Source organism: Plantactinospora sp. B6F1 (assembly GCF_040120695.1).
GTDB lineage: Bacteria > Actinomycetota > Actinomycetes > Mycobacteriales > Micromonosporaceae > Plantactinospora.
Genome location: NZ_JBEEAC010000052.1, coordinates 1 through 20924 on the forward strand (window position 1 = coordinate 1; position 20924 = coordinate 20924).

At 70.9% G+C, this 20924-nt stretch carries 22 protein-coding genes and 1 pseudogene; 9 read left to right on the plus strand and 14 right to left on the minus strand.

Annotated elements, in window-relative coordinates; genetic code table 11:
* Positions 1-503 precede the first annotated feature (503 nt).
* Positions 504-836 (plus strand): hypothetical protein, encoded by a 333-nt coding sequence (locus ABNF97_RS32430; protein ID WP_130463598.1) that lies wholly within the window; start codon positions 504-506, stop codon positions 834-836.
* Positions 837-886: 50 nt separating this feature from the next.
* Positions 887-1228 carry a hypothetical protein gene (locus ABNF97_RS32435; protein ID WP_349340860.1) on the plus strand — a complete coding sequence of 114 codons (342 nt, stop codon included), beginning with the start codon at positions 887-889 and terminating at the stop codon, positions 1226-1228.
* A gap of 235 nt (positions 1229-1463) precedes the next feature.
* On the opposite strand, the gene ABNF97_RS32440 is transcribed toward ABNF97_RS32435, so the two are convergent.
* Both ABNF97_RS32440 and ABNF97_RS32445 read right to left on the minus strand, forming a co-directional pair.
* A complete protein-coding gene (locus ABNF97_RS32440; RefSeq protein WP_130463600.1) occupies positions 1464-1670 on the minus strand; it encodes a hypothetical protein in 207 nt (68 codons plus the stop codon).
* Between the two features lie 61 nt (positions 1671-1731).
* Positions 1732-2592, minus strand: coding sequence for an MmyB family transcriptional regulator (locus ABNF97_RS32445; protein WP_130463601.1), 861 nt, complete (start codon positions 2590-2592; stop codon positions 1732-1734).
* A 128-nt stretch (positions 2593-2720) separates the two neighbouring features.
* On the opposite strand from ABNF97_RS32445, the gene ABNF97_RS32450 reads away from it, so the two are divergent.
* Positions 2721-3719, plus strand: a complete 999-nt coding sequence (locus ABNF97_RS32450) for an aldo/keto reductase (protein ID WP_349340861.1) — start codon at positions 2721-2723, stop codon at positions 3717-3719.
* A gap of 97 nt (positions 3720-3816) precedes the next feature.
* Here the strand turns inward: ABNF97_RS32450 and ABNF97_RS32455 are convergent, their stop codons facing one another.
* Positions 3817-4962 (minus strand): phospholipase D-like domain-containing protein, encoded by a 1146-nt coding sequence (locus ABNF97_RS32455; protein ID WP_165436781.1) that lies wholly within the window; start codon positions 4960-4962, stop codon positions 3817-3819.
* 218 nt (positions 4963-5180) lie between these two features.
* On the opposite strand from ABNF97_RS32455, the gene ABNF97_RS32460 reads away from it, so the two are divergent.
* Positions 5181-6425, plus strand: a complete 1245-nt coding sequence (locus ABNF97_RS32460) for an AfsR/SARP family transcriptional regulator (RefSeq protein WP_349340862.1) — start codon at positions 5181-5183, stop codon at positions 6423-6425.
* 127 nt (positions 6426-6552) lie between these two features.
* Here ABNF97_RS32460 and dmpG read toward each other — a convergent pair whose 3' ends face one another.
* The 10 genes from dmpG to ABNF97_RS32510 form a co-directional block, all read right to left on the minus strand.
* Complete coding sequence (gene dmpG / locus ABNF97_RS32465) at positions 6553-7584, minus strand: 4-hydroxy-2-oxovalerate aldolase (RefSeq protein ID WP_349340863.1); 1032 nt, start codon at positions 7582-7584, stop codon at positions 6553-6555.
* Positions 7584-8468, minus strand: coding sequence for an acetaldehyde dehydrogenase (acetylating) (locus ABNF97_RS32470; protein WP_486484955.1), 885 nt, complete (start codon positions 8466-8468; stop codon positions 7584-7586). The genes dmpG and ABNF97_RS32470 overlap by 1 nt, the downstream gene beginning before the upstream one ends.
* 67 nt (positions 8469-8535) lie before the next feature.
* Positions 8536-9462 (minus strand): PDR/VanB family oxidoreductase, encoded by a 927-nt coding sequence (locus ABNF97_RS32475; protein ID WP_349340865.1) that lies wholly within the window; start codon positions 9460-9462, stop codon positions 8536-8538.
* A gap of 4 nt (positions 9463-9466) precedes the next feature.
* Positions 9467-10318: an alpha/beta fold hydrolase gene (locus ABNF97_RS32480; protein ID WP_349340866.1), complete on the minus strand. Its 852-nt coding sequence runs from the start codon at positions 10316-10318 to the stop codon at positions 9467-9469.
* On the minus strand, positions 10315-11256 hold the full coding sequence (locus tag ABNF97_RS32485; RefSeq protein WP_130463608.1) for a DODA-type extradiol aromatic ring-opening family dioxygenase: 942 nt from the start codon (positions 11254-11256) through the stop codon (positions 10315-10317). The genes ABNF97_RS32480 and ABNF97_RS32485 overlap by 4 nt, the downstream gene beginning before the upstream one ends.
* On the minus strand, positions 11253-11390 hold the full coding sequence (locus ABNF97_RS32490; RefSeq protein WP_165436783.1) for a hypothetical protein: 138 nt from the start codon (positions 11388-11390) through the stop codon (positions 11253-11255). Before ABNF97_RS32490 ends, ABNF97_RS32485 begins: the two co-directional genes overlap by 4 nt.
* Positions 11387-12580, minus strand: coding sequence for an aromatic ring-hydroxylating oxygenase subunit alpha (locus tag ABNF97_RS32495; RefSeq protein WP_349340867.1), 1194 nt, complete (start codon positions 12578-12580; stop codon positions 11387-11389). The genes ABNF97_RS32490 and ABNF97_RS32495 overlap by 4 nt, the downstream gene beginning before the upstream one ends.
* Positions 12577-13476 carry an alpha/beta hydrolase gene (locus ABNF97_RS32500; protein ID WP_349340868.1) on the minus strand — a complete coding sequence of 300 codons (900 nt, stop codon included), beginning with the start codon at positions 13474-13476 and terminating at the stop codon, positions 12577-12579. The genes ABNF97_RS32495 and ABNF97_RS32500 overlap by 4 nt, the downstream gene beginning before the upstream one ends.
* Positions 13476-14153, minus strand: a complete 678-nt coding sequence (locus ABNF97_RS32505) for an isochorismatase family protein (RefSeq protein WP_130463610.1) — start codon at positions 14151-14153, stop codon at positions 13476-13478. The genes ABNF97_RS32500 and ABNF97_RS32505 overlap by 1 nt, the downstream gene beginning before the upstream one ends.
* Entirely contained in the window at positions 14150-15463 is a 1314-nt protein-coding gene (locus ABNF97_RS32510) for a M20 family metallopeptidase (protein ID WP_349340869.1), read from the minus strand. The genes ABNF97_RS32505 and ABNF97_RS32510 overlap by 4 nt, the downstream gene beginning before the upstream one ends.
* 221 nt (positions 15464-15684) lie before the next feature.
* Between ABNF97_RS32510 and ABNF97_RS32515 the strand changes: the two genes are divergently transcribed.
* The 5 genes and pseudogenes from ABNF97_RS32515 to ABNF97_RS32535 all read left to right on the plus strand — a co-directional run.
* Positions 15685-16590, plus strand: coding sequence for an alpha/beta fold hydrolase (locus ABNF97_RS32515; RefSeq protein ID WP_349340870.1), 906 nt, complete (start codon positions 15685-15687; stop codon positions 16588-16590).
* The gene (locus ABNF97_RS32520) at positions 16587-17357 is read left to right on the plus strand and encodes an IclR family transcriptional regulator (RefSeq protein WP_349340871.1); all 771 of its coding nucleotides are present in this window, start codon (positions 16587-16589) and stop codon (positions 17355-17357) included. The genes ABNF97_RS32515 and ABNF97_RS32520 overlap by 4 nt, the downstream gene beginning before the upstream one ends.
* 114 nt (positions 17358-17471) lie before the next feature.
* A complete protein-coding gene (locus ABNF97_RS32525) occupies positions 17472-18026 on the plus strand; it encodes a sigma-70 family RNA polymerase sigma factor (RefSeq protein ID WP_130463613.1) in 555 nt (184 codons plus the stop codon).
* Positions 18023-19090: a hypothetical protein gene (locus tag ABNF97_RS32530; protein WP_349340872.1), complete on the plus strand. Its 1068-nt coding sequence runs from the start codon at positions 18023-18025 to the stop codon at positions 19088-19090. The genes ABNF97_RS32525 and ABNF97_RS32530 overlap by 4 nt, the downstream gene beginning before the upstream one ends.
* Before the next feature lie 848 nt (positions 19091-19938).
* Positions 19939-20244 (plus strand): annotated as a pseudogene (locus ABNF97_RS32535) (integrase core domain-containing protein); the annotation flags it as partial.
* A gap of 49 nt (positions 20245-20293) precedes the next feature.
* On the opposite strand, the gene ABNF97_RS32540 reads toward ABNF97_RS32535, so the two are convergent.
* Complete coding sequence (locus ABNF97_RS32540) at positions 20294-20872, minus strand: rhodanese-like domain-containing protein (protein WP_502930584.1); 579 nt, start codon at positions 20870-20872, stop codon at positions 20294-20296.
* Positions 20873-20924: the final 52 nt, after the last annotated feature.

A 20924-nucleotide genomic window follows, 5' to 3' on the forward strand; every position in this document is an offset into this window, starting at 1 on the left:
GCCGGCGGTGGACCATGCGCTGGAAGGCACCGTTGAACGCCTTCCAGCTCGCCTTCGATGGCCGGCTCACCCCGGCCAACGACTGACCACCTCAACAACCAAGATCAGCCGTTAACTTGACAGACCCATGTTCATCTTGCTGGCTGACGGCGCCGTCGCGCCCTCCCGCCATGGGTGCGTGATTCCGTCCACCCAGGCGAGTTGGGCAAAATTTGGAAACTCTTCGTATATCCACGGTCGTGGATGCGACTTTTGGGTTCCGTCTACCGGTTCCCCATTGGAAGCATCGGGCCGAACTGATGCCACGGTAAGGAGGCACACAAGTGCAGAGAGTGATCCGACGCGTTGGACACCAGGGAAGCGCGATCTTACTTATCGTCGCCACCCTCCTGGCCGCCGCAGCCTCACCAGCCGCAGCTCGGCCCAGCGAAGTGTCGGCAGCTTCCTCGCTGTCGCCCGATCTCTTCCGGACGGACGAGCGCGGAGCCCTTGCGAGACTCGCCATGGCCAAGGCAAGCCAGCCACAGGCACTCGCCCCCATCGTCTACGCCGACATCGCCTGCCACATCCTTCCGACGAGGTACGTTCAGGACAAGGGGTGGGGCGTGGACGCCCAACCCAACAGGCAGTTGCACATCTACCGCGACCTGTTCATCAACGGCCAGTGGTGGAAGACCACCGAGAACTGGCCCTACGCGTCGTCGAGCGGATCATGGAGCACTCCGACCGGGGACCATGCAAGTCTGCTCAGCGGTACCTTCATGTTGTGGGTGACCGCCTACTACAACTCGGATGATGCCTACATCGGTCGCGCGACCGACACCTGCACCGCCTGACCGCCGGCAGCGGCCACCGCCATGGAGGCATGGTTAGCCCTGGAGTGGTGATGATCGACGAGAACCCCGCCAACGACCCGACCCGTGAGTGGATCACGAACGGGCACGACGTCGCGTTCGACGCTCGCGCCTTGCTCCGCAAGATCGACAGCAACGGCCAGGGCCTCGTGCGCTATCTCGCCGAGCGGGCCGGCAGCCCGGTTGCCACCCAGACGATCGCCACTGATCTAGGCGTCTCGACGCAATCGATCGAGGATTGCGTCGCCTGGATCAACAAGCTCGCCGAAGCCTTGGGCTACGTACCGCTCGTAATCTGGTCGGGTGTCGGGCTACTCATCACCACTGACGCAGCTGTTGTCGCACGTCAGGGGCTAATCGACGCCCAGCGTTGACGGATCCAGGGGCGGTGGGCTCAGTCGAGTCCACCGCCTCCGGTCTGTCGGTTCCGCCTCGCGGTAAGCCTGCGCCGGATCACACCAAACGCCCATAACGCCGCCAGTAGCAGTGCAGCGGGTATCAACAGGCCAAAGGCGGATCTCAGCAGCGTGGGGAAGTCCATCGTCACCCCCGCTCTCGAAGCCCTCGTGGACGCTACGTTTCAGGCTACCCGTCGATGCGGTTATGGCGTCATACCTCGCAGCACTGGCAGGCGTTGCCGACCGCCTGTCCACCCACAGACCAACCGGCGGCCAGCAGAGAGATCAGTTTCGGTGAGAAGAAGACACCGTAGCGCTTCTCACCGAATCTGATCCGCTGCTGGTCAGCGCGCTGGCCCGGATCACCTTCGCCGAGAACCCACACCAGGTCGGCGGTGGCGACCGCCACCCGCACCATCGATGAGCTGCCCGGCTCGTCGGCCGGACCGGGTAGCGGGTCGCCGACCCGGTCGGCCCGGTCACCGTCGCGGCACGCGCGTGGGCCCCTCCGGAAACTCCTCGGTGCCGAGCACCCGCAGCAGGTTCAGCCGCTCACGGCTCTCGGCGTCGACCGGGGTGAAGACCAGCAACTGCTGACGCTGGTCGGGGGTGACCAGGGTCTCGCAGTCCAGCAGCAGCCGGCCCACCCTCGGGTGCAGGATGGTCTTGCGGTCGGTACGCCGGACCGCCACCTCGTGCTCGGCCCAGAGCCGGCGGAAGTCGGCGCTCGCGGTCTGCAGCCGCTCGACGAGTCCGGTGACCACCGGATCGCCGGATCGCCGGCCGGCGGCGGCGCGCAGGTCGGCCACGAGCCGACGGGCCTGGTGCTCGTGTTCCTCCGGCGGGTGGACGGCGCGGGTGGCAGGGTCGGTGAACCAGCGGTACACGACGTAGCGGCGGTCACCGGAGAAGCTGGTGTGGTCGCCGGTCAGCAGCAGGGCCGCCCGGTTCTGGGCGAAGACCTCCCCCAGGTCGGACAGGACCAGCGCCGGCGTGTCGCCGAGCAGGTCGAGCATGCGCAGCAGGCCGGCGCGGGCCAGCCGGGCCACCCCGTCGGCCGGCGGGGGCCGGTGGCCGGCCAGGTGGAAGAGGTGGTCGCGCTCGTCGTCGGAGAGGCGCAACGCCCGGGCCAGCGCGCCGAGCAGTTGGGCCGAGGGCTGACTGCTGCGGCCCTGCTCCAGACGTACGACATAGTCCGTCGACATGCAGGCGAGCATGGCCACCTCCTCCCGACGCAGGCCGGCGGCACGGCGGCGGGGACCCTCGGCAATGCCGACATCGGCCGGGCGGATCGCCTCGCGGCGGCGGCGCAGGAAGTCGGCGAGCTGCTCACGCTGCATCTGCCAATGCTCCCGCGCGGCCGGCGGGCAGGTCCAGGGAGCAGCTCTCCCATGATGAACGCTCCGCTTCCACGCGTCCCGGCACCGGCGCAGGGTGGGTGACGACATCGACGACGGAGGAAAACGCTATGCAGACACGAACCCTGGGCCGCACCGGGCCGACCGTCTCCGCCATCGGCCTGGGCGCGATGGGCATGTCGGGCGGCGCGTACGGTCCGGCCGACCGCGCGGAGAGCATCGCCACGGTGCACGCCGCGCTGGAGGCGGGCGTCACACTGATCGACACCGGCGACTTCTACGCGATGGGCCACAACGAGTTGCTGCTCGCCGAGGCGCTGCGCGGCCGGGATCGGGACAGCTACCTGCTCAGCGTCAAGTTCGGTGCACTGCGCGGGCCGGGTCACGTCTTCGGTGGGCAGGACAACCGGCCCGAGGCGGTGCGGAACTTTCTGGCCTACTCGCTGACCCGGCTCGGCGTCGATTACATCGACGTCTACCGTCCGGCCCGGCTGGACCCGGCGGTGCCGATCGAGGAGACGGTCGGTGCGATCAAGGAGATGATCGACGCCGGGTACGTGCGGCACGTCGGGCTCTCCGAGGTCGACGCCGCGACGATCCGCCGGGCACACGCCGTGCACCCGATCGCCGACCTGCAGATCGAGTACTCGTTGCTGTCCCGCGCGGTGGAGGCGGACATCCTGCCGACGCTGCGGGAGTTGGGCATCGGCCTGACCGCGTACGGCGTCCTCGGCCGGGGTCTCCTCTCCGGGCACTGGCGCGCCGGCCAGGTCGCCGGCCCCGGCGACCTGCGCGGTTTCAGCCCACGGTTCTCCAGCGGGAACGTGGAGCACAACCTCGCCCTGGTGGCCGCGCTCCGGCGGGTCGCCGAGGCGTCGGGCCACACCGTCGCCCAGCTCGCCATCGCCTGGGTGGCCGCACAGGGTCGGGACATCGTGCCGCTGGTCGGCGCCCGTACCCGCGAGCGGCTGGCCGAGGCGTTGCCCGCGGCGGAACTCCGCCTCGGCGCGGGTGAACTCGCCGGGGCCGAGCGGGCGGTGCCGCCGGGTGCCGCGCGCGGCGACCGGTACCCGCCCGCGTTCATGGAAGCCCTCGGCGTCGGCAACTGAACCGGCGTCGGCAACTGAACCAGGCCCTCCGGCGGGACCCGCTCGGGAGCGGGCCCCACCGGGGGCCTCGACGAACCGCCGCTGGTATTCGGGGGCGTCAGCTGACCAGCTTGCCTGCGGCTCGTAGGTCCCAGAAGTTCGACCGGTACTGGTCGTGGATCGTCGCCGACTGGATCCGCAGCAGAGCCTCGTCGTTCTCCCGCAGGGCGGCGTTGGAGTAGTTGTGGCTGCCGGTCACCACCCACTTGGTGTCCCGCTTCCCGGCGTACGTCCCCTCGATCAGCATGTACTTCGAGTGGACGATGTAGTCCCCGCTGATCCGGTAGAGCCTGATCCGGCTGTGTCCGGAGAGGATGTTCGGCACGTCGACGTCAGCATCGGTGTAGACGACCTCCACCCAGCACTTCTGGTTGGCGAGGTCCCGCAGCTCGTTCGCGATCGAGTTGCGGCTGAAGTGCCACATCCCGACCCGGATGATGGTGCGCCCGGTCTCGGTGCCGACCGACGTGTTGCCCTGGCAGGTGACGTTCTCGTTGAGCATGTTGTAGATCGTGTCGGTGCTGGCGCTCGACCCGGCACGCGGGAAGAAGTACGACTTGGCGTTCCCGCTGGACGTGGTCCGGTAGTAGTCGTTGTTCTTCACCTTCGCGGCCAGGTCGCTGTGGTAGTTGACGTAGGAGTTGTAGACGGCGGTGTTGCCGACCAGCGTCACCGCGTTGTTCCAGTAGCGCTCGGCGTTGCCGCTGGTCAGGTTGGCCGAACTCTGCACCAGCACGTTCGTCGAGCCGGAGGTGTCGGAGAAGAGGAAGAACTTGTTGTGCATGATGGGCGTGTTGAGGTTGCCGATGCAGGCCCGCCCGGTGGTGCAGACGGTCACCCAGGACGGGTTGGCCCGGCTGGTGCCCAGCGCGCCGATCAGGTTGGTCACCGCGGGGTAGTCGCGGGACTGGCTGTCGACCACGACCCGGACGTTGACCCCGCGGTCGTGCGCCGCGATCAGGTCGTCGGACACCCGGGTCAGCGAAAAGTGGTAGATCGCCACCCGGATCGTGGAACCGACGGCGGCGCCCTGGATCAACCCCTGGAGGTGCTCGACGATGGCGTACTGCTGGCTGGCCACGGTGGGATTGTTGAAGATCGCACCGGAGCTGACGGCCGCGACCGCCGGGGTTGTCGGAGCCAGGAACGCGGCCGCGGCGAGACCACCCGCGACCAGCAGTCCGGCGGTACGACGCAGAAGCATGGGCTGTCCTTCGCCGACGGTTCGGGGTCGGCTGTCCCGGGCACCCGGATACGGGCGTCGGCTCCACAGTGTGCCTGTGCTCCGCCCAGGCTCCGCACAGCCCTCGCACAGGCGATACAGGGCGCCACTAGCACGAAATCGATCACTGGGATCGAGACCCCTGCGGGTAGGCTCCGGGCCCCACATCCGCTGCGCGTCGTGACATCCGGGGGGTTGACGTGGAATTTCGGCTGCTCGGTCCGGTGGAGGTAGTCAGCAACGGCCAGGTGCTCCGGCTCGGCGGTGCGAAGCGCCCTGCCCTGGTGGTGGCTCTGCTCCTGCACGCCAACCGGGCGGTTGCCCTCGGCCAGCTCACCGAGGCGCTCTGGGCGGCACCACCCCGCGCCGCGGAGTCCAACCTGCGTACCTACGTCGTCGGCCTGCGCACCCTCCTCGTCGGTGCCGGTGAGGACGGGTCCCGGGTCTCGACCGACCAGCGGGGGTACCGCCTGGAGGTCCGCCCCGGTGAGCTGGACCTGGACACGTTCGAGGCGCTCGCCGCCGAGGGGGACCAGGCGCTGGCCCGGGCCGACACCCCGACCGCGGTGCGGCGGCTGCGGGCCGCGCTCGACCTGTGGCGCGGGCCCGCGCTCGCGGGGCTGGTCGGCGGACCCTACCTGGGGATGGAGGCTGATCGGCTGGACCAGCGCCGGTTGCAGGTCGTCCGGCGGTGGGCCGACGCCGCCCTGGCCGAGCGCTGTCACGAGCAGGTGGCGACCGAACTCGACCCACTGGTGCGGGCCTATCCGACGTGGGAGGGGCTGTGGGGCCAGCTGATGCTCGCCCTGTACCGGTGCGACCGGCGGGCGGCGGCGCTGGCGGCGTACCGGGAGGCGTACCAGGTCCTCACCCGCGAGTTGGGCGTGCTGCCGGGCCAGGCGTTACAGGAGTTGCACCAGCGGATCCTCGCCGCCGACCCCGACCTCGACCCACCACCGCCGGACACGCCGGTGCGGACCGCCCTGCCGAGGCCACGACAGCCACCGGCGAACCTGGTCGCCCCCGCTGGCCGGGGCGAACAGTTCGGCACGCTCGACTCGTTGCTGGACACCCTCGACTGGGACCGCCCGGCGAAAGTGGTGATCACCGTCCTAACCGGTACGTCGGGAATCGGCCGGACCACCCTGGAGGTGCAGTGGGCGGCGGCTCGGCCGGCCGAGCCGTTCACCGGCGGGCGGTCGCAGCTGAGCCTCCGCGGCTCCGACCTGGGTGGCGCGGCGGCGAGCCCGTACGACGCGGTCCGCGGGCTGCTCGACGCGCTGGGCGTGGCCGCCAGCCAGGTGCCGGTGACCCCCGACACCCGACCCGGGCTCTACCGGGGCGTCCTCGCCGGGCGGCGGATCTCGGTCTTGCTGGACAGCACCCGGGCAGCCGAGCAGATACCGCCCGCGCGGCCCGTGCACCGGACCGGGCGGCGGCGGTGACCAGCCGGGACGAGTTCGCCGGCCTGCTCAGGACCCGGGGTACCCACCCGGCGCTGGTCACACCCGGCCCCGGCGGACGCGCGGGCACGGCTTTCCGCGCGTACACCCGGAGGTGCTCGGCGGCGGCTCAGGCGGCGGGCGGGCTCCCCGCTCGGTCCGCCGTGCGCATGTCGAGGGCGATGTCGGCGATCATGTCCTCCTGGCCGCCGACGAGACGCCGGCGGCCGGCCTCGACGAGGATCTCGCGCACGTCGACGCCGTGCTGCCGGGAAGCCGTCTCGGCGTGCCGCAGGAAACTGGAGTAGACCCCGGCGTACCCGAGCGTCAGCGTCTCCCGGTCGACCCGCACGGGCCGGTCCTGCAACGGCCGGACGAGGTCGTCCGCCGCGTCCATCAGCGCGTAGAGGTCGCAGCCGTGCGTCCAGCCCTGCAACGTCGCCACCGCCACGAACGCCTCGATCGGGCAGTTCCCGGCGCCGGCGCCCTGCCCGGCCAGCGAGGCGTCGACCCGGCGTACCCCCTCCTCGACGGCGACGACGGAGTTGGCCACGCCGAGCGCCAGGTTGTGGTGGGCGTGGATGCCGAGCTCGGTGCCGTCGTCGAGCACGTCCCGGTACGCCCGCACCCGTTCCCGCACACCGTCCATGGTCAGCCGGCCGCCGGAGTCGGTCACGTAGACACAGTGCGCGCCGTACGACTCCATCAGCTTCGCCTGCGCCGCCAGTTCCCGGGCGTCGGACATGTGCGACATCATCAGGAAGCCGGCGACGTCCATGCCGAGTTCGCGGGCCGTGGCGATGTGCTGCGCCGCGATGTCGGCCTCGGTGCAGTGCGTCGCGATCCGCACCGAGGTGACCCCGAGGTCGTGGGCGCGACGCAGGTCCTGCACGGTACCGATGCCGGGCAGCAGCAGCGTGGTGAGGCGGGCGCGCCGTACCGTGTCCCGGGCCGCGGCGATCCACTCCCAGTCGGTGTGGCTGCCCGGGCCGTAGGTGAGACTCCCGCCGCCCAGCCCGTCGCCGTGCGAGACCTCGATCGCGTCCACGCCGGCCTCGTCGAGCGCCGCCGCGATCCGGACGACGTCGTCCAGGGTGTACCGGTGGCGGATGGCGTGCATGCCGTCCCGCAACGTCACGTCCTGCACGTAGACCCCGGTCATCAGGGCACCACCTTCCCGGTCGCGGCCAGGCGTTCCGCGACCCGCAGCGCCGCCGACGTCATGATGTCGAGATTGCCGGCGTACGCGGGCAGGTAGTGGGCGGCCCCCTCCACCTCCAGGAAGACCGAGACCCGCCACAGTGCACGGCTGTCCGGCACGCCCGCCAGGGTGTGCAGGGGCTCGTCCGGCTCGACCCGGCTGAACTGGACCTCCTGTTTGAGCCGGTACCCCGGCACGTACGCCCGCACCGCCTCGACCGCGCCGTGCACGGAGTCGGCGATCGCCTGCCGGTCCGGCTCGTCGACGAGGCAGAGCACGGTGTCCCGCATGATCATGGGCGGCTCGGCCGGGTTGAGCACGATGATCGCCTTGCCCCGGGCGGCGCCGCCGACCTGCTCGATCGCGAGCCTGGTGGTCTCGGTGAACTCGTCGATGTTCGCCCGGGTGCCCGGACCGGCCGAACGGGACGCGATCGACGCCACGATCTCGCCGTAGTGGACCGGCGTCACCGCGCGGACCGCGGCGACGATCGGGATGGTCGCCTGCCCGCCGCAGGTCACCATGTTGACGTTGGGCGCGTCGAGGTGGGCGTCGAGGTTCACCGACGGCACGACGTACGGACCGAGGGCGGCCGGCGTAAGGTCGACCAGGCGCTTGCCGTACGGCCGCAGCACCGCGTCGTTCGCCTTGTGCGCCGCCGCCGAGGTGGCGTCGAGCACGATCTCGACCTCGTCGAAGCCGGGCATCGCGACGAGGCCGCGCACCCCGTCCGACGTGGTCGGCACGCCGAGCCGGCGGGCCCGGGCGAGGCCGTCCGAGCCGGGATCGATGCCGACCATCGCCGCGACCTCCAGGGTCGGGGAGACCCGCAAAATCTTGATCATGAGGTCGGTGCCGATGTTGCCCGACCCGACGACCGCCACCCTGGTCCTGTCCACCGTCGCCTCCGCCTCAGACATCCAGTACCAGCCGCGGCGTCAGCGCACGGGAGACGCACGGCAGCATGACCTTCCCGGCCGCCCGCTCGTCGTCGGAGAGCAGCGAGTCGCGGTGGTCCGGCACCCCGTCGATCACCCGGGTCTCGCAGGTGCCGCAGATCCCCTCCCGGCAGGCGCTTGGCACCCAGATGTCCACCGTCTCCAGCGCGTCCACGATCGACGTCTCCGGTTCGACCTGCACCGTGACGTCGGAGCGCTGGCAGACCACCTCGAACGGCACGCCCGGACCGAAGTCCTGTGGCTTGGCCGCGAACCGTTCCAGCCGCAGGCAGCCGGGCGGCCAGCCGGCGCAGCGCGCCTCGACCGCCTCGAGCAGCGACTCCGGCCCGCAGCAGTAGACCAGCGTCTCCGGCGACGGCGTGCCGAGGAGGTCGTCGAGGTCGAGCAGCCCACGCTCGTCCTGCGGCACGATCTCCACCCGGTCGCGGTAACCGGCCAACTCGTCCCGGAAGGCCATCGAGCGCACGGCCCGGCCGCCGTACCCGAGCCGCCAGTCGCGCCCCTCGGCGGCGACCTGGTGGATCATCGGCAGGATCGGGGTGATGCCGATCCCGCCCGCGACGAAGACGTACCGGGGCGAGGGTTCCAGGGTGAAGTGGTTGCGCGGCCCCTCGATCCGGACGGTCTGCCCCGGTCGCAGCCGCTCGTGCACGTACGCCGACCCGCCCCGGCTCTGCGCCGCCCGCAGCACCGCGATCCGGTAGCGGCCGCGATCGGCGGGGTCACCGCAGAGCGAGTACTGCCGCACCCGGTCGTCCAGGTAGATGTCGAGATGGGCCCCCGGGGTCCAGCCGGGCAGTTCGGCCGCGTCCGGATGGACCAGCTCCACGGCCAGGACGCCCTCGGCCTCCCAGGTGGTCCGTTTGACCAGGACGTCCATTGGGTCACCCCCGTCCGGTGAGGAACGCGATGTTCAGCGCGTCGAAGCGCTCCGCGTGCTCGTGCTGGGGCCAGTGCCCGCACTCGGCGAAGATCTCCAGCCGGGAACCGGGGATCGCGGCGTTCATCCGCTTCGCCTCGGGGATCTCGCCGAACGGGTTCTCCGCCCCCCACACGATCAGTGTCGGCGCGGCGATCCGGCCGAGCTGCTCCTCGGTGAGCAGGTCCGGCCGCCGGTTCTCCATCTCCTGCAGGCAGAGCAGGTTGTTCAGGCCGGCCTGGAACTCGGGGCGGTGGTAGATGTCGTGCCGCACCGCGACGAGTTCGTCGCTGACGTCCTTGACCGGGTCGTGCATCAGCAGTTCGAGGCGCTTGCGGGTCAGCCCGACGTCGTCGCTCTGCACCGCCGCGCGGGTGCTGGTCCGGATCCGCTCCATCACGGCCGGGTTGGCCACGGTACCGCCGGGCGCGACCAGCGTCAGCCGGGCCACCCGGTCGGGGTGGTCGGCGGCGAGCCGGCCGGCGACCCAGCCGCCGAGCGACTCGCCGACCAGGTGCGCCCGCTCGATGCCGACGGCGTCCAGGTAGCGCAGCAGATGTTCGACGTAGCGGGGGATCCGGTACGGCGCGTCGATCCCGGCGGTGTAGCCGTGCCCGAGCATGTCGATGGCGTGGCAGTCGAAGTGCCGGGCGTGCGCCGGGATGTTCCGGACGAACGCCTCCAGGTGGCCGCTCGTGCCGTGCAGGAAGACCACCGGCTCGCCCGCGCCGGCCCGGAGGGTTCGGGTGGGTATCCCACCGGCGTCCACGTACTCCAGTCGGAACGGGGTCCCGGTCAGGTCGGTCCAGAACGTCATCGGTCGCCTCCTGGGGAGAGCACGGCCACACCCATGCCGGTGAGCCACTGTGGAATGGGCGCGTAGCCGAGGGTGCGCCCCTGCGCCGGGCCGACGGCGGCGGCCATCGCGACCCACGAGCGGATCTCCTGCCCGCCGTTGCCGGCCTCGGCCTCGACCCGGTCGTTGTCGTACCCGACGATCTCGTCGAGCCGGCCGGTGGCGAGCAGGTCGAGGAAGCGGCGGTCGAAGTCGGGGTTGATGTCCGCCTCGGCGGCCCGGATGATCTGGCGCCGCCGCACCTCGTACTCGGTCCACGAGGTACGCCCGTTGAGCCACGCCTCGACCAGGAAGCGGTCGTCGTCGGAGAACGTCTCGAACCACTTCGGCCACGGCAGCCGGTGCGACAGGCCGCCCGAGGCGATCACCACGACCCGCTTGTCCCGACCGTCGGTGGCGATGGCCCGGCCGAGCTGCTCGCCCAGCCGGTGGCAGCGGCGCAGCGTCGGCAGCGGCGGGGCGAACATGTTCAGCACGATCGGCACGATCGGCACGTCCAGCCCGGGCACCAGGTACTGGAGGCTGTGCGTGATGCCGTGGTCCACCTGGAGTCGCAGCGAGAACGCGGCGTCGAACTCGTTGTCCAGCAGCGAGTCGACGAGGTGCCGGGCGAGGCCGGTGTCGACCGGCAACGGGCCGCCGGGGGTACCGGACTCCCCCGCGCCAACGCACTCGGCGACGCCGACCGTCACCGCCGGCATCAGGTCGAGGAAGAAGCCGCGGAAGTGGTTGGAGCCGATCACCACCACGGCGTCCGGCCGGGCGTCGGCGACCAGCGCCGCCGCCTCGGTCAGACCGTCGCGGAACCCGATCGCGTCCGGCTGGTCGGCGACCTCGTCCCAGTGGGTGTTCATCAGCGTGCTGTGCGAGGCACCGACGCCGAGGACGACCTCGCTCACCGGATCCGCCGCTGGTCCCGGACCACCGTGCCGGTGGTGCGCAGGAGCAGCCGGGCCAGGCCGCGACGGACCTGGGGCAGGCTGGCGACGGCCACGACGGCCGCGGTCACGACGACGGGAGTACGCAGCTTCATGATTCGTCCTTCGCACGGAGGGGACGGGTCTGGACGACGGGCTTGGACCGCTCGACCAGGCGACGCCAGGTGGTGATCGAGACGTCCGGGCGGTAGAGCCGTTCCGGTGGCGCGTCGCTGACGTCGACCATCCAGGCGTCCTGGCCGGTGAACTGGCCGTGGAAGAGCCAGCGGATCCCGGCGAGGTACTTGAGCTTGAACGCGGCCGCGGTCAGTCCCCGCTCGAACCGCGCCATGATCTGCACGTACCGGACGTGGTCCTCGTCGACCGGCACGTACCACTCGTAGTGGATGAATTGCGGGTACGCGACCCGCAGCAGGCCGGGCAGCCGGATCGAGACGAAGCCCGGGATGTTGAGCGAGTCGATGACCGGGTTGACCCGGCTGCCCTTGCCCGGGCGGTCGGGCAGCGGCATGCGCTTCCACCACCGCTTGTTGGTCCAGACGCCCAGCCCCGGGTACTCCGCCTCCCAGTGCAGTTCCTCCTGCACCCGGACGAGCCAGGGTCCCTCCTGCTGGATCCGGGTCTTGTTCCAGGCCGGCATCACCTTGAACAGCCGCCACAGGGCGGTGTTGTGCAGATACTTGGCGTGCCCCTCGTCGAAGCCGTTCTCCGCGGCGAAGCGCCAGTTGCCGTTCCGGATGTCGCTGCGCCCGCCCATCACGAAGTCGTGCTCGAGCAGTTCGTCGGGGATGTCCCGCTCGACCGGCGGCACCGGGCCGGCGCCGACGTAGATCCAGACCAGGCCGAGCCGCTGCGCCACCGGGTAGGTACGCACCTTGAGCTTGCCGCAGATCGGCGAGTCCGGCCCGTCGGTCAGGACCGCGCAGAGGTTGCCGGTCTTGAGCTCGAACGTCCAGCCGTGGTACGGGCAGCTCACCGTGTCGGGGAACTGGCGGCGGCCGAGCGAGAGCGGCACGCCCCGGTGCGGGCACCGGTCGTGCAGCGCGTAGATCTCGTCCCCCTCGCGGACCAGCGCGATGTCCTCGCCGAGGAGCCGGACCGTCTGCGGCTTGCGCCCGAACTGCTCCGCCCAGCCGACCGGGTACCAGTAGTCGCGCAGTCCCAGTACCGCGCTGTCGTAGGTCGGCCAGGACGACCAGTCCTGCCCCTCCCTCACCGGCGCCTGGCCCTCCGGGGTGTCGTTCTGCCACACCGGTGGCTGTGCCGCTTCGCGTTCGATGGTCATCTGTTCCGAACCTCCGCGTTGGTCGTATCGAGGTGTGCGCTCAACCACCGCGCGGCCGCGTCCACGACCTCGTCGAAGTGGTGGCCGCGGTAGATGTCGTGGTGGGTCGCGTCCGGCAGGGTGAGCAGTTCCTTGGGCTCACTCGCCGCGGCGTAGAGCGCACCGGCGTGCTCCCTGGGCACGAGCGTGTCCCGACCGGCCGCGATGATCATCAGATTGGAGACCCGGTCGGCGTGCCGGATGGGCGCGTACTCGATGATCGCGCCGGCGGTCTCCAGCGGCAGCCGGTACTCGGACCGGCTGGGAAAGTCGCGCTTGAGCCACTCGTTCCACTCCACCGACTCCGGGTCGCGGACCAGGATCCGGTCCGGGTCGACCTCGGCCGAGCGTCCCTCGACGACCGCGTCGACCCGGTCGCGGGCGATCTCGTCGAGCAGTTCGCACCACTCCCAGTACCGGCGCATGGAGCGCATCCACTCCGCGCCGTCGGCGAAGGGCACGCAGGAGACGGTCGCCCGCACGAGCGGTTCGGCCGCCGCGGCGCAGATCGCGTGCGCGCCGCCGAAGCTGATGCCGTACAGCCCGAGCCGGGTCGGGTCGACGCCCTCGCAGGTGGAGAGGTAGACGACCGCGCTGCGGATGTCCGCCACCTGCTCGTGCGGAAGCATCCGCCACCGCTCCCCCTCGCTCTCGCCGAAACCTCGGTGGTCGAAGGTGAGCACGCCGATGCCCCGGTCGCGCAGCGCCCGGGCGATGTCGGCCGCCACGTACTCCCGGGTCGCGCCGAAGCCGTGGCAGAAGACCACCGCCGGCACGCCGGCCGCGGGGCGCTCCTCGGGCAGGAAGAGCGAGCCCGAAAGGCGCAGCCGGTCGGCGTGGAAGTCCACGGTCCTCATCAGACCCCCGCCAGCCGTTCGAGTACGTCGTCGAGTTGCACGACATCGGCGTACTTCGCGTCCATCTCGTAGAGGCTCACGGCCGCGGAGAGCCGCGAGCGGTCGAACACGGCCTGCTCGACCACGAACGGCCGGAAGCCGTGGGAGAAGCCGTCCACCACCGAGGCGCGTACGCAGCCGGACGTGGTGGTACCGGCGACGATCAGGTCGTCCACGCCCAGCGCGTGCAGATAGGTCGCCACCGGGGTGTCGAAGAAGGCGCTCGCCCGGGGCTTCGCGACGACGAGTTCACCGTCCCGGGGCGTCGACTCGGGCACGAAGTCGACCGCACCGGGGCGGCCGTTGACGAACTCGCCGACCAGCTCGTTCTTGACGGTGGGCCCGAGGAGCAGGGCCGCCGGACCGGACGGGCGCAGGTGCACGATCGGCACCCCGGCGGTGCGGGCGGCGCGCAGCAGCGCGGCGATCGCCGGCAACGCCTCGTGCGCGGCCGGCCCGCAGGCGGTCGGCCACTCCTCGATCGCCCGGGCCAGGTCGAGGCCGGGCGAGCCGACGAAGGACCGGACCACGTCGATGACGATCACCGCCGGGCGCTGTCCGGGCGCCTGACGGTGCGCGAACGAGGCGTACGCGACGCCGGCCTCGCCAGCGAATGGTTCCTGCCACCAGCGGGTCATGCGACTCCTCCCAGTTCCGAACGCTCACGCGTGCAGGCGTCCACCGCCGCCGTCACCAGCAGCCGGGTCAGCCGGAGCATGTTGGTCATCGACACCGAGTTCATCCCCATCGGGAAGTCGACCTCGGATCCGTCGGTGCCGAGCAGTCGGGGCATGCCGATCCGCGCGGTCGGGATGCCCCGGTTGCGCAGGATGTTGCCGTCGGTGGCACCGCTCGTCGTCCGGGCCGCCTCGTCCAGGGTGTGCGGTCGGCCGGTCGCCCGCTCCCAGGCCCGTACGCAGGAGCGGACGATCCAACTGTCCGGGTCGGTGTGGCTGCCGGGAATGGCGAGCACCATCTCCCAGGAGGCGGAGACGTCGCCGAGCCGGTCCAGTGCGGCCCGGATGCCCTCGCCGAACTGCCGGGCAGCGTCGGCCGGGGTGGTGCGCGGGCTGGTCCGCAGGTCGACGGTGAACTCGCAGACCGCCGGGTTGAACGCGGCGGTACGCTCCCAGCCGCCGCGTACCGACCCGACGTGTCCCTGCGGCGCGACGAGTCCGCCGGTGTTCCGTGCGGTGTACTCCGGGAACCAACGCTCCAGTTCGCCGATCAGCCGGGCCGCGTCCACGATCGCGTTGCGGTACGGCAGGCGCTGCCGGCTGCCCACGTAGTTGAAGGTGCCGTTCACCCGGACGGTGAACCAGCAGAGTCCGACCTCCTCGTGCGCGACCGCCCAGCCGGGCTTGGCGAGGATCGCGTGGTCGGCCCAGACGCCCTGTTCGAGCATGAACGAGCAGCCGTTGCCCTGGCCGGTGTTGGCCCGGGTCGCGCCCGGGCGGCTGTTGGTGGGCATCCCGCCGGCGCCCAGCCCGACCAGCAGCGAGCCGCGCAGGGGCAGGCCGGCGGCCGCGACCGCCGAGGCGGCCTCGACGACGCAGGCGGCGTGCCCCTTCGGGTTGCTGGCGCCGAGCCCGATCACCCGGTCGCCGTCCCGCACGCCCTCCGGGCGCATGTCCGGGCGCAGGGCGTCGCCGACCTGCGGCACGTCCTCGTCCTCGGTGCCGACCGACAGGGTGTCGATGGGGGCGTACAGCAGCAGGTCCGCCCCGGTGCCGTCGCCGCGCAGCCTGCCGACCGCGTTGCCCTGCCTCTCGTCGATCTCCTGGTACGCCGCCTCCAGCCCGACCGATGCCAGATGTCCGGTCAGCAGCCGGGCGAGCGCCGCCTCGTCCCCGGTCGGGCTCGGGGTCGAGACCATCCGCAGCGTCAGGTTGCGTAGCCGGTCCGCGTCTATCGCGGCCCAGGCACGCTCGACAAGATCGGTCGTCATCGGCCCTCCTTCCCGTCCCGTCGGGCCGTTGCGGTCATAGGCTGCGCGACCGACCACCCCGCTGACCAGCGCGGTATTCCGGTCAGTGGATGCAGGCTCGGCTGGCCGGAGTCCGGGCCGAACTAGGCTGGCGGCAGCACCTCAGGGAACACTCCGGCCGACGGGCCGAAGCCAGCAAAGCCTCGAACCAGACAAAAGACGATGACAGGGACCAAAGGCTGATGATCGCCCCGATGTTCTCCCCGCACTACGCCCGCACCCGTAGTGGCCTGATCCACTACGTGGAGATGGGAACGGGCGAACCGCTGGTGCTGCTGCACCAGACGCCCAGTTCGTGGGACGAGTTCCGCGAGCTGATGCCCCTGCTGGCGACGAGGCGCCGGGTGATCGCCCCGGACATCATCGGCTTCGGCGCATCCGAGTCGATCACCGACCACTCCATCGAGCGGTACGCCGAGGCGGTGCTCGCGCTCCTGGACGAGTTGGATCTCGACCGCGTCCACCTGCTCGGCCACCAGCTCGGCGGCATCGTGGCGGTGGAGATGTCACACCAGCAGCCGGAGCGACCGGGTGCGCTCATCCTCTCCGGCACCCCCTACGTCGACGAGGTGTTCCGGCGCAACCGGCCGCAGATGCACCCGCTCAGCCTGGTCGAACTCCAGGACGACGGCCGCCACCTCATGGAGCTGTGGGTACGCCGCAGTGGCTTCTACCCACCCGCCCGGCCCGACCTGCTCGACCGGTACGTCCGGGACGTACTGCTCCTGGAGGACCAGGCCGAGGAGGGACACCGGGCGATCAGCGCCTACCGGATGGAGGGGCGCACCGGCTACCGGGGGCAGGTGCTCTGCATCGGCGCCTCCGCCGACCCGATCAGCTTCCACCAGGTGTCGCGGCTGGTCGAGCGCTTCCCCCAGGCCTGCCTGGAGATCATCGAGGGCGGCATGGTCCCGCTGATGGAGCAGCTGCCCGAGGAGGTCGCGGCGCTGGTCACCAAGTTCCTCGACGAGACCCCGCTCTCCCCCGGTACCGCGCCGCGACACGGCACCGCCGCGCCGCGACACGGCACCGCCACGCCGGCGTCCGGCGGGAGCGCCGACCCTGCCCACCACGACGAGGCGACATGACCGCCGCGAGGGACACCGAACGGCTCGACCCACGGTCGGTCGCCGGCAAGATCGAAATAATCCTGGACGCGTTCAGCATGGACGACGTCGACCTGTCACTGGCCGAGCTGGTCCGTCGCACCGGCCTGCCCCGCACCACGGTCCACCGGATCTGCCAGGTCGCCACGATGTGGGGGGTGCTGGAGCGGTCCGGCGCCGACTACCGGCTCGGGCTACGCCTGTTCGAGCTGGGCCAGCGGGTGCCACGGCAGCGGATCCTGCGCGACGCGGCCCGGCCGTACATGCAGGAACTGCTCTACCGCACCCGCTCGGTGGTGCACCTCGCCGTCGTCGACGGCCTCGACGCGCTGGTCATCGAGCGCCTGTCGCCGTACCGGCAGCCGACCCGGCACACCCAGATCGCCGGCCGGATGCCGATGCACTGCACCGCCGTGGGCAAGGTACTGCTCGCGTACTCGCACCCGAGGCTGCTCACCGAGACGCTCCGGGCCGGCCTCCCCCGTCGTACGCCCCGCACGATCACCTCGGCGCTGCACCTGAGCCAGGCGCTGGAACGGGCCCGGGAGACCGGCACGGCCACCGAGGTGGAGGAGATGCACGTCGGCTACTTCGCGGTCGGGGCACCCGTGCTCAACTCGGAGAAGGGTGCCATCGCCGCGGTCTCGGTCACCTCGGCGATCCACGCCAACAGCGTGGAGCAGCTCGCCGACCTGGTGAAGGAGGCGACCGCCGGCATCACGGCCACCCTCCGCGCCGCCTACGGCTGATCCTGAACCTGATCTTGAAGGAGTCGGGGTCCCCGGACTGTCCGGCCGAGGACCGGCGATCGGCCGGCGATATCGTGGTGCCACGATGGGCGCGGTGCCGGACATGCAAGAGACGTGAGCCCTGAGGACCGGTTTCGGCGCGTCTACGCCGGCAACTTCGAAGCGATTCTCGCGTACGCGTCACGTCGTGTCGGGCAGCCGGACGACGCCGCCGACGTGGTCGCGGAGACCTTCCTGGTGGCGTGGCGGCGCAGCGCCGAACTGCCCGCCGAGGATGAGATCCGGCTGTGGCTGTACGGGGTGGCCCGCCGCGTGCTGGCGAACCACCACCGCAGCGGGATCCGCCGACAGCGGCTGGGTGAGCGGCTCCGGCACTGCCTGACCGCGGTCTCCACGCCCGATCCCGGCAGTGAGGTGCCGCAGCGGCTCGCCGTGCAGGCCGCGCTGCGCCGGCTCAACGACACGGACCGGGAGATCTTGCTACTCACGGTATGGGAGGGCCTGCAGCCCCGGGAGGCGGCGGAGGTGGTCGGAATCAGCCCGACCGCGGCGCGGACCCGCCTGTCGCGGGCGCGGGCCCGGCTGCGCGAACTCGTCGGTGACGACGCCGAGGCACCCGGACATGTACTCGATGTCCTGGCCGCACCCGTCCCGAAGGAGGGCAGATGACCGACGAGCACCTCGACCGCCTGGTTCGAGACGCCGACCCCTATCGACCTGAGATCGTCGCGCGCCTCGGCGGGGCGGATCAGCATCTCCTGGAGGAGATCATGTCCACCCCGAAACTCGACCCGGTACCGGCGAGACCGCCGCGCCGTACCCTCGTCCGTCGACTCGTCGGCGCCACGGCCGCCGCGGCGGCCGTCGCCGGCATCATCGCCACCTCGTCGCTCTGGTCCGCGCAGCCCGACGACGTGTACGGCGGACCGACCGGCCTGCCCGGCGTGGACACGGCCGCGATCAGCGGGTGGGAACTCGACCTGAAGGCTGCGCAGGACCACCCGCGCCTGCTGATCGACGAGCCGGGCTGGAAGGCGATCAGCGTCTACGGGTTCGCCGAGGAGACCGGCAGCATCGAATTCCAGAACGGCGACCGTAGCCTGCAGATGAACTGGTACCCGGACGAGCAGTACCAGGACTACTACGACGACCGGCTGCACGTCAGCAAGCCTGAGGCGACCACCGTGGCGAACCGGCCGGCCAGCATCTTCACCTACCGCAGGAACGACATGGCGGCCATGCTCAGGCCGCAGGACGGCACCTTTGTCGAGTTGCGCACCGGGGGCAACTGGACCCGGGCCACCTTCGACGAGATCCTCACCCACGTGATCAAGGTGGATGCCGAGTCGTTCCTCAAGGCGCTGCCGCCGGAGATCGTCACGCCGGGCGACGTCCGCGAGGAAGCCGCCAGGATTCTCGCCGACATGCCGTCCCCGCCGGGCTTCGACGTGTCGGTACTGGACAACGCCGGGGCCAACGACCCGTACCAGTTCGGCGCCGCGGTGGCCGGCAGGGTCACCTGCGACTGGATCGCCGAGTGGATCCGGGCCGACTCCGCCGGCGACGACCACGCGGTCAGGCAGGCCGCGGCCGCGCTGCGCAGCAGCCACCACTGGAAGGTGCTGCACGACATGAACGACGAGGGCGACTACCCCGAGGTCGTCTGGGAGATCGCCGACAAGGTCGCCGACGGCGATGTCCCGAAGTCGTACCAGGACGGCCTGGGCTGCTGACCGGGCCGGTGGTCCGGGAAGGACGACCGGTGCCTTCCGCTCCCGCTCGGCGACACCCGCCTTCGGGTAGCGCCGAGCGGGAGCGGGCCCCCGTTCTCGTGCTCGCCGGACGGCGGTCGCCCTCCGGCCGGGGTCAGCCCCGCCGGTGTCGTGGCAGCAGCAGGCTCACCAGCGCGATGGCCAGGCCGATCCCGGCGGCGATGAGGAACACCAGGTCGTAGCCGGCGGCGAGGGCGGCCGGCGAACCGGCGTCGCGGCCGAACGGTTACGCGAGCAGATCGCCACCCTCACCGCACAGCTCACCGCAGCCGAGACCGAGCTGGCCGAACTCACGATCACCCGCAAGACCCTACTCATCCTGACCGGCCAGACCGATCCGGCGGCACCCGCCGAGGCGACCATCGCCAGCCCCGCCTACCAGCAGATCCTCGCCGTCTTCCACACCGCCACCAGCGGGATGCGCGCCAAGGACATCTGCCACACCCTCGGCACCGGGACCACCGCCAAGGACACCGAAGGCCTACGCGCCAAGCTCAAACGCCTCGTCGCCCGCCAGATCCTGACCGAACCCGAGCCTGGCCTGTTCACCCTCGCCCCACCACCGCCGTCCGCGCAGCCCGCGAGCAGGACCTCTAACCTACGGCCAACCCACGACGGGCATAGACTCCCGGACCACCCTCCGACGCTGTTCGGAACGTGTCAGGTTGGCCTGGTAGCAGCAGCCACCTTCGGCTGCCCTGGCGTAGCAGTCCGTTGGTGTTCTCGTTGGTGCCGCCGTCACCCACCCCGGAGGTCTTCCCATGACACACCCCTCGATCAGAGTGTTGCGACGACCACTGGAATCCGCCCAGTATCGAGCGATCCGCTACAGCCAGCGGCTCGCCGAGACCGGCGCCGTCGCCTCGGTCGGATCCAAGGGCGACTCGTACGACAATGCCATGGCCGAAGCGTTCAACTCCCTGTACAAGGCCGAACTCGTCCGCGACAGGGGGCCCTGGCGCGGGCTCGACGACCTGGAGATGGCAACCGTCGAATACATCGACTGGTACAACAGCCGAAGGCTGCACGGCGAGCTCGGCCACGTCCCACCCGCCGAGCACGAGGCACCACACGCGATGACCCACCCGGTCACCGCGCTCCTGAAAACCAGCTAACCAACTGATCCATCACCGTCCGGGACGACCATGATCGGCGAGACAGAACCTAGCGGGCGGCGAGCTGGCCGATGACCTTGTCGATGTCGCAGTTGGCGCTTCGGTTGAAGGGCAAACTCGTCAGTACGGCGCCCATGGCGCAGGTGTTGGTGAGGGCCGCGACGACCAGGCCGGCGCCGATGGCGGCGGCGAACCATTGCACGCCGGGCAGGACCAGACTGGTGAGGACGCTGAGCAGGACGAGCGTGCCGGCGACCAGCCGGACCTGCCGTTCGATGTCCCAGCGGGCCCGGCCGCGCCTGACCGGTACGCCGGCGGCCTGCCAGGCGAGGATGCCACCGTCGAGGACGTGCACATTCGGCATGCCGACTTCGGCGAGTAGTTGCTCCGCCTGGGCGGCGCGCATACCCGAGCGGCAGACCAGGACGACCTGGTCGAGGTGGGCGTGAAGTTCCCGGCGGTGCTCGCGCATCAGGTGCAGCGGAACGTTGTAGGCGCCGGGGATGTGGACCGCCTCGAACTCGGCGGGGCTGCGTACGTCGAGGACGCGGACGGTGTCGTCGGTGGCGAGCCAGTCGCGCAGGGCAGCCGGGTCGAGTCGGGTCGGGTGTGCGGCGGCGTCGGTCACGGGAAGTTGTGCTCCTTCGGCAAGAGGTGGGATGTGCGGTGGACGGGCTGCG

Bases quoted from the DNA above. Each gene is read 5' to 3' on its own strand.
- ABNF97_RS32430 (WP_130463598.1), top strand. From the start codon at position 504: ATGGCCAAGGCAAGCCAGCCACAGGCACTCGCCCCCATCGTCTACGCC.
- ABNF97_RS32435 (WP_349340860.1), top strand. From the start codon at position 887: ATGATCGACGAGAACCCCGCCAACGACCCGACCCGTGAGTGGATCACG.
- ABNF97_RS32440 (WP_130463600.1), bottom strand. From the start codon at position 1,670: ATGGTGCGGGTGGCGGTCGCCACCGCCGACCTGGTGTGGGTTCTCGGC.
- ABNF97_RS32445 (WP_130463601.1), bottom strand. From the start codon at position 2,592: ATGCAGCGTGAGCAGCTCGCCGACTTCCTGCGCCGCCGCCGCGAGGCG.
- ABNF97_RS32450 (WP_349340861.1), top strand. From the start codon at position 2,721: ATGCAGACACGAACCCTGGGCCGCACCGGGCCGACCGTCTCCGCCATC.
- ABNF97_RS32455 (WP_165436781.1), bottom strand. From the start codon at position 4,962: ATGCTTCTGCGTCGTACCGCCGGACTGCTGGTCGCGGGTGGTCTCGCC.
- dmpG (WP_349340863.1), bottom strand. From the start codon at position 7,584: ATGACCGGGGTCTACGTGCAGGACGTGACGTTGCGGGACGGCATGCAC.
- ABNF97_RS32470 (WP_486484955.1), bottom strand. From the start codon at position 8,468: ATGATCAAGATTTTGCGGGTCTCCCCGACCCTGGAGGTCGCGGCGATG.
- ABNF97_RS32475 (WP_349340865.1), bottom strand. From the start codon at position 9,462: ATGGACGTCCTGGTCAAACGGACCACCTGGGAGGCCGAGGGCGTCCTG.
- ABNF97_RS32480 (WP_349340866.1), bottom strand. From the start codon at position 10,318: ATGACGTTCTGGACCGACCTGACCGGGACCCCGTTCCGACTGGAGTAC.
- ABNF97_RS32490 (WP_165436783.1), bottom strand. From the start codon at position 11,390: ATGAAGCTGCGTACTCCCGTCGTCGTGACCGCGGCCGTCGTGGCCGTC.
- ABNF97_RS32495 (WP_349340867.1), bottom strand. From the start codon at position 12,580: ATGACCATCGAACGCGAAGCGGCACAGCCACCGGTGTGGCAGAACGAC.
- ABNF97_RS32500 (WP_349340868.1), bottom strand. From the start codon at position 13,476: ATGAGGACCGTGGACTTCCACGCCGACCGGCTGCGCCTTTCGGGCTCG.
- ABNF97_RS32505 (WP_130463610.1), bottom strand. From the start codon at position 14,153: ATGACCCGCTGGTGGCAGGAACCATTCGCTGGCGAGGCCGGCGTCGCG.
- ABNF97_RS32510 (WP_349340869.1), bottom strand. From the start codon at position 15,463: ATGACGACCGATCTTGTCGAGCGTGCCTGGGCCGCGATAGACGCGGAC.
- ABNF97_RS32515 (WP_349340870.1), top strand. From the start codon at position 15,685: ATGATCGCCCCGATGTTCTCCCCGCACTACGCCCGCACCCGTAGTGGC.
- ABNF97_RS32520 (WP_349340871.1), top strand. From the start codon at position 16,587: ATGACCGCCGCGAGGGACACCGAACGGCTCGACCCACGGTCGGTCGCC.
- ABNF97_RS32530 (WP_349340872.1), top strand. From the start codon at position 18,023: ATGACCGACGAGCACCTCGACCGCCTGGTTCGAGACGCCGACCCCTAT.